Consider the following 4,459-nt stretch of genomic DNA (forward strand, 5'->3'; position numbering starts at 1 on the left):
TTACCGAATCCCGACTCCGAAGAAGAGGCTATGAAAGCATGGTTACATACTATCAGAAAGTGAAGATTTGATTTGACGAACCGCCGTATATGCTCGCGAGCACGAGAGTGCGAAGAGAGGGGCATTGCCCCCGTACGTACGGTGGCCATGACGTTTCAGTCATGGTTTACAATGTGAGATTGAAAATGCTGACATTTATCGTCAGCAGGCGCACCGTGGGCTTATGGCTCACGGCCGTCTACTCTATTGTAGGTAGTTTTTTATTTCAATTTCCAATTCTGCTACTCTCTTTTTCTTATAATCGCTGTCAGGAATATCCTCAAAATGTTGCAATACTGTTTTTAAAGATTCTCGGTCATCAAGTCGTTTCAAGATTGCTACTTTTTGAGATACATAAGATGGTTCAGGAGCTTTTTCAAGCTTGTCATTAATACGGTCAACTAAATCAATGAGTACAAGTCTGCTTTGTTCATTATCCCCCATTTCTTCATAAATATCAGCAAACATTGTTCTTTTATAGTCATCTAGTCCGTATTTGAAAGCTTCATTTAAAAACTCTATCGCCTTTTCAAATTCCTTTTTATCGTGATAGTTAGAGGAAATTTCTCGATTAATATTTGCTAATTCTCTATCATACCTCTCACCTTTATATTTGGAAGGTATAGTTTTTTTTGCTTCGACTAGACTTTCAATAGCATCATCAAATCTATTAATTGCTCTATATTTATGAGCTAAACTCCATAGATGTCTGTGCCTTTTATTTTCATCATGCCCCTCTAGCTCTAATAATTTATTTAGAATCAAAATTAATTCTTGAATAAGTCCTTTTTTATCAGGGAAGCTTTTTATTTCATAAGACTCTTTCTTTTGTTCGTCTAAATAAATCTGTCCGTCAGCTGAAAATCTAGATATTAGTGCAAGTAATGTGCATTTCTGATTAATTGTCCATGCATCTTCAGGAGAAAGCTCAATAGCCTTATTAATTGAAAAAATCGCATCGTCAAATAATTTACTGCAAGATTGCATTGTTGACATCATACTCCACCCTTGCTTATTGTTTGGATATAATTCAAGTAAATCCTTAAATGCCTGAATTGCTTTAGGATACCTTGAGTCGCTATATTGATGATAAATTTTTTCTGCTTTTTCAAACAATTCCTTTTCTGTCCTCATTTTTTTATAATCTAGAATCTCAAGTTTTGATGCGGCAAATTACCTACAACGTTAAGGCTAAGCGGCGAACGCCATCCCTCGGGGTGGGGTATGATGCTTAGGCAGTGTTAGCGCCTTTTTTAATTAAATTCAATATAATCGATTAATTGATCTACTTCTTCCTCTGAAAATGGATATTTAAAAATATGACCAAATTCATCATGTTTTTTAAATAGTTCCAAAGCTTTAACATTAGTTTTTATAAGCTTTTCAGGATTTAATACCCATCCTTTAAACCATTCTCTACCTTTTTCTTTTGCTACACCTTTTAATTTAGGACCGATAGAATCATTGTCTAAATTGTGGCATGTATTACAATTTCCTCTAAATAATTCTTGACCATTATTAATATTGGTCCCTAATTCCTTAGATGTATGTCCCTTTGAAGAGTCAAATCTTATGGATTTAAATATTTCAATAATTTTGTTTTCATTACCTGACTTTGCATAAATAGATAGCTTATTATCAGAAATATTTGTTTTTGGAAAATGAACCCCAAATCCGTTTTTAAGTTTGGCAAAAATTACTTTATTTCCATTTATTGTATCATAACTTAAAATACCAGATGAATTTTGGAAATCTGATGAATACCAACCATAATCAAAATAAAGTGTATCTTTCTTGCCCGCAATTTCACCAACATAAGAATCAATCCCCGTTTTCTTTATATATTCAAAATCAATAGGTGCATTTAGATAGAAAGCACCCAAGTCCAATTTATTTATTGAGTCATTAACAGATGTATATACATCAGGTTTTATAGGTTTTGGAGATTCCACTTTAATTTCAGGAGCGAATTGAATCATAGTCCCACATATTATGATCAGTGAGACACTTAAAATTAGCAAGGTTAATATGAGGTTGATTTTTTTACTCATGTTCTAATTGGCGCTAACGTTACTTGTATGAGTTGGTGGCGGATTCCGAGCCGATTCTGCGTCCGATAGGACGGTGAATCAATCGAGAATCCGATGCCACACCTGGCACCATAGCCGCCATGACTTATACAAATTGTGTGTGCCTTGAATGGCGAATATAACTCATGAATGTGAGTGTTCCAAAGGGTGAAAGTCCCGGATGCGCTGGGGTGACTCCTGGAAGCAAAGCAAGTGGCAAAGCCTGTCCCGACCTTTCGGGAGTTGTCAGAAGTGATTCTGGAACTGAAGTAAGCCAGACTGCGGTGTCTGTACTGACGGACAGAAACTACATATAGAGGCCATTAGGTTGGATGAGGTAGCACTACCTGTCCCGATATCGGGATCATACTGAAGTCCAAAGCCCGGAAAGGGAAATACCGAAGTGGTAGATGTAGCAGGAATAGGCACAAGGATATTCGTCTTACCGAGGGAGATCTCAAGCTATTATAGTTTGAGAAGTCAGCAGGACCTGTACCGCTCTGCGGTAAGCCATAGTACCAATGGGCAAATGAGCTGTCACCAAATCGGATAACGACAGAGGACTCACAAAGTTGGGAAGGGCTGAATATTAGGTAGTCTGAAATTCGGTTAGGAATGATGGTTTTTAAGCTACATAGCCTAACCTTAAACTAAGACAAAGCTGTAGCTGGTGTAAAGAGCGGTTACAGTATGCTTAATAAACCGCCGTATACGAGACCCGTACGTACGGTGGTGTGAGAGGCGCACCGTGGGCTTAAGGCTCACGGCCGTCTACTCGATTATATACCGTATTTTATACCTATTGAATCAGTTACAGTAGTCTTAATATTTTTATGAGTTTTAAGCACAACGTAATACCATTTTCTACTGTCAACATCAACAGTAAAAATATCTCCTTTATTTTTTGGCATTACTGCAGTCTCAAATTCTTCTACCATTACGCCTTTAAAAAACCACCTAAGTTCTCCTGTAGGGTTACCGTCCATCGTGTATTCCTTCACCAATGTTGTAAAATCAGTACCATTATTATATCTATCTAAAATAATATTCCTTGTTGAATCAATTTCAGACACTGTCATTTTACTCCCATCAAAGAAAATGTATTGAACTTTACAGATTTCATCAATTCTTCTCGCTAAAACTTTCACAACAACGTTTATTTTTCCATTGTCGTATTGTCTAGTAAAGACATTGCCTACAGGCGTATTAACCACTTGGTGATGCTCAATGGAATCAATGCCAAATGTATAGGCGCTTTGAATAGTCCAGTCTTTGTATTTTTTCTTAAATGCATTCACTTGGTCAACTCCTTTTATCTCTTTCAATGCTTTTAAAACTTGCTTTTTATTTTGTGCATTAATAGTTGTAGTTGCTATTATTAGTGTCAGTATTACTAATAGTTTGATTCTCATTGTGTCTAATGTTGTTTGGGTTATGGTATATAACGTTAAGGCTAAGCGGCGAACCCCATCCCTCGGGGTGGGGTATGATGCTTAGGTATTGTTGTAAGGCAGTTTTAATTATTTTCAATTCGCTTTATCAATTCTATATTCTCTATTTCCAATTCCGTTAAGAAATCAGTTACGTCGTCATAATATCCCGAATACCAATTTTGCTTTTTGAAATATTTATCCATTTCACCTCCTTCTTTAAATTTATAATGGTATCGAGCGAAAATCTCGTTGCGCATAATTTTCAATTCTATTTCACTCATATTTTTCAATTCTTCGGGATCTAATTTCTGAAATGAAGCTTTGCTGAAGTTTCCAGGGAAGTGATTTTTGACTGAAGTTACTAAATGGCCAATTTCTTGACCTTCTTCACCTGCCCAGGAATCGTAAACTTTTAGTCCTTTTAGTCGACCATTTTTTCCATCATAGTAGACAAATTCACCATTTGTTTTCTCAGAATAAAATTTATTTCCTTCAATCCGGACATTGGTTAAATTTTCATAAATAAGCAGCCATTTTAGATTGGTAACGTCTTCGGACCATTTACCTCTGACTATCTGAGCATACCATTTATCAAATCCATTTATTAGAATAAAATACGATTCCCATTCACTATCACCAAATTTATAAACTGATTGATATTCAAATTCAAATTTGGGGTTCCAAGGATTAACTGATGATTCATTGACATCTTTAAATGTTGATTGTCCTATTAATCCAAATTGAATAATTGAAAATAAAAAAATGTATATTCCTCTCATTAAATGACTTTTAATGCCTTACAACGTACTTATGTAAAATGCGCTTTAATGCATTTTTACATAGTGTTAGCTGTTTCTTTTATTTTTTTGTTCAATATGCAGATATTTCCAGTTATGATAATCCAGACCTAAATCGTTA

At 35.5% G+C, this 4,459-nt stretch carries 5 protein-coding genes; 1 reads left to right on the forward strand and 4 read right to left on the reverse strand.

Annotation, left to right across the window (positions count from 1 at the left end; all coding sequences use genetic code 11):
- Positions 1-243 precede the first annotated feature (243 nt).
- Positions 244-1,173, reverse strand: coding sequence for a tetratricopeptide repeat protein (locus HH304_RS20985; RefSeq protein WP_169685263.1), 930 nt, complete (start codon positions 1,171-1,173; stop codon positions 244-246).
- A gap of 119 nt (positions 1,174-1,292) precedes the next feature.
- Positions 1,293-2,090, reverse strand: coding sequence for a c-type cytochrome (locus HH304_RS20990; protein WP_169685264.1), 798 nt, complete (start codon positions 2,088-2,090; stop codon positions 1,293-1,295).
- 170 nt (positions 2,091-2,260) lie between these two features.
- On the opposite strand from HH304_RS20990, the gene HH304_RS20995 reads away from it, so the two are divergent.
- Positions 2,261-2,425 carry a hypothetical protein gene (locus tag HH304_RS20995; RefSeq protein ID WP_169685265.1) on the forward strand — a complete coding sequence of 55 codons (165 nt, stop codon included), beginning with the start codon at positions 2,261-2,263 and terminating at the stop codon, positions 2,423-2,425.
- 462 nt (positions 2,426-2,887) lie between these two features.
- On the opposite strand, the gene HH304_RS21000 is transcribed toward HH304_RS20995, so the two are convergent.
- Together HH304_RS21000 and HH304_RS21005 are read right to left on the reverse strand one after the other, a co-directional pair.
- Positions 2,888-3,520 carry a peptidylprolyl isomerase gene (locus tag HH304_RS21000; protein ID WP_169685266.1) on the reverse strand — a complete coding sequence of 211 codons (633 nt, stop codon included), beginning with the start codon at positions 3,518-3,520 and terminating at the stop codon, positions 2,888-2,890.
- Between the two features lie 104 nt (positions 3,521-3,624).
- Entirely contained in the window at positions 3,625-4,320 is a 696-nt protein-coding gene (locus HH304_RS21005) for a YARHG domain-containing protein (RefSeq protein ID WP_169685267.1), read from the reverse strand.
- Positions 4,321-4,459 lie beyond the last annotated feature (139 nt).

The sequence above is a fragment of the Marinigracilibium pacificum genome (assembly GCF_012926615.1).
In the GTDB taxonomy this organism is placed as follows: domain Bacteria; phylum Bacteroidota; class Bacteroidia; order Cytophagales; family Cyclobacteriaceae; genus Mangrovivirga; species Mangrovivirga pacifica.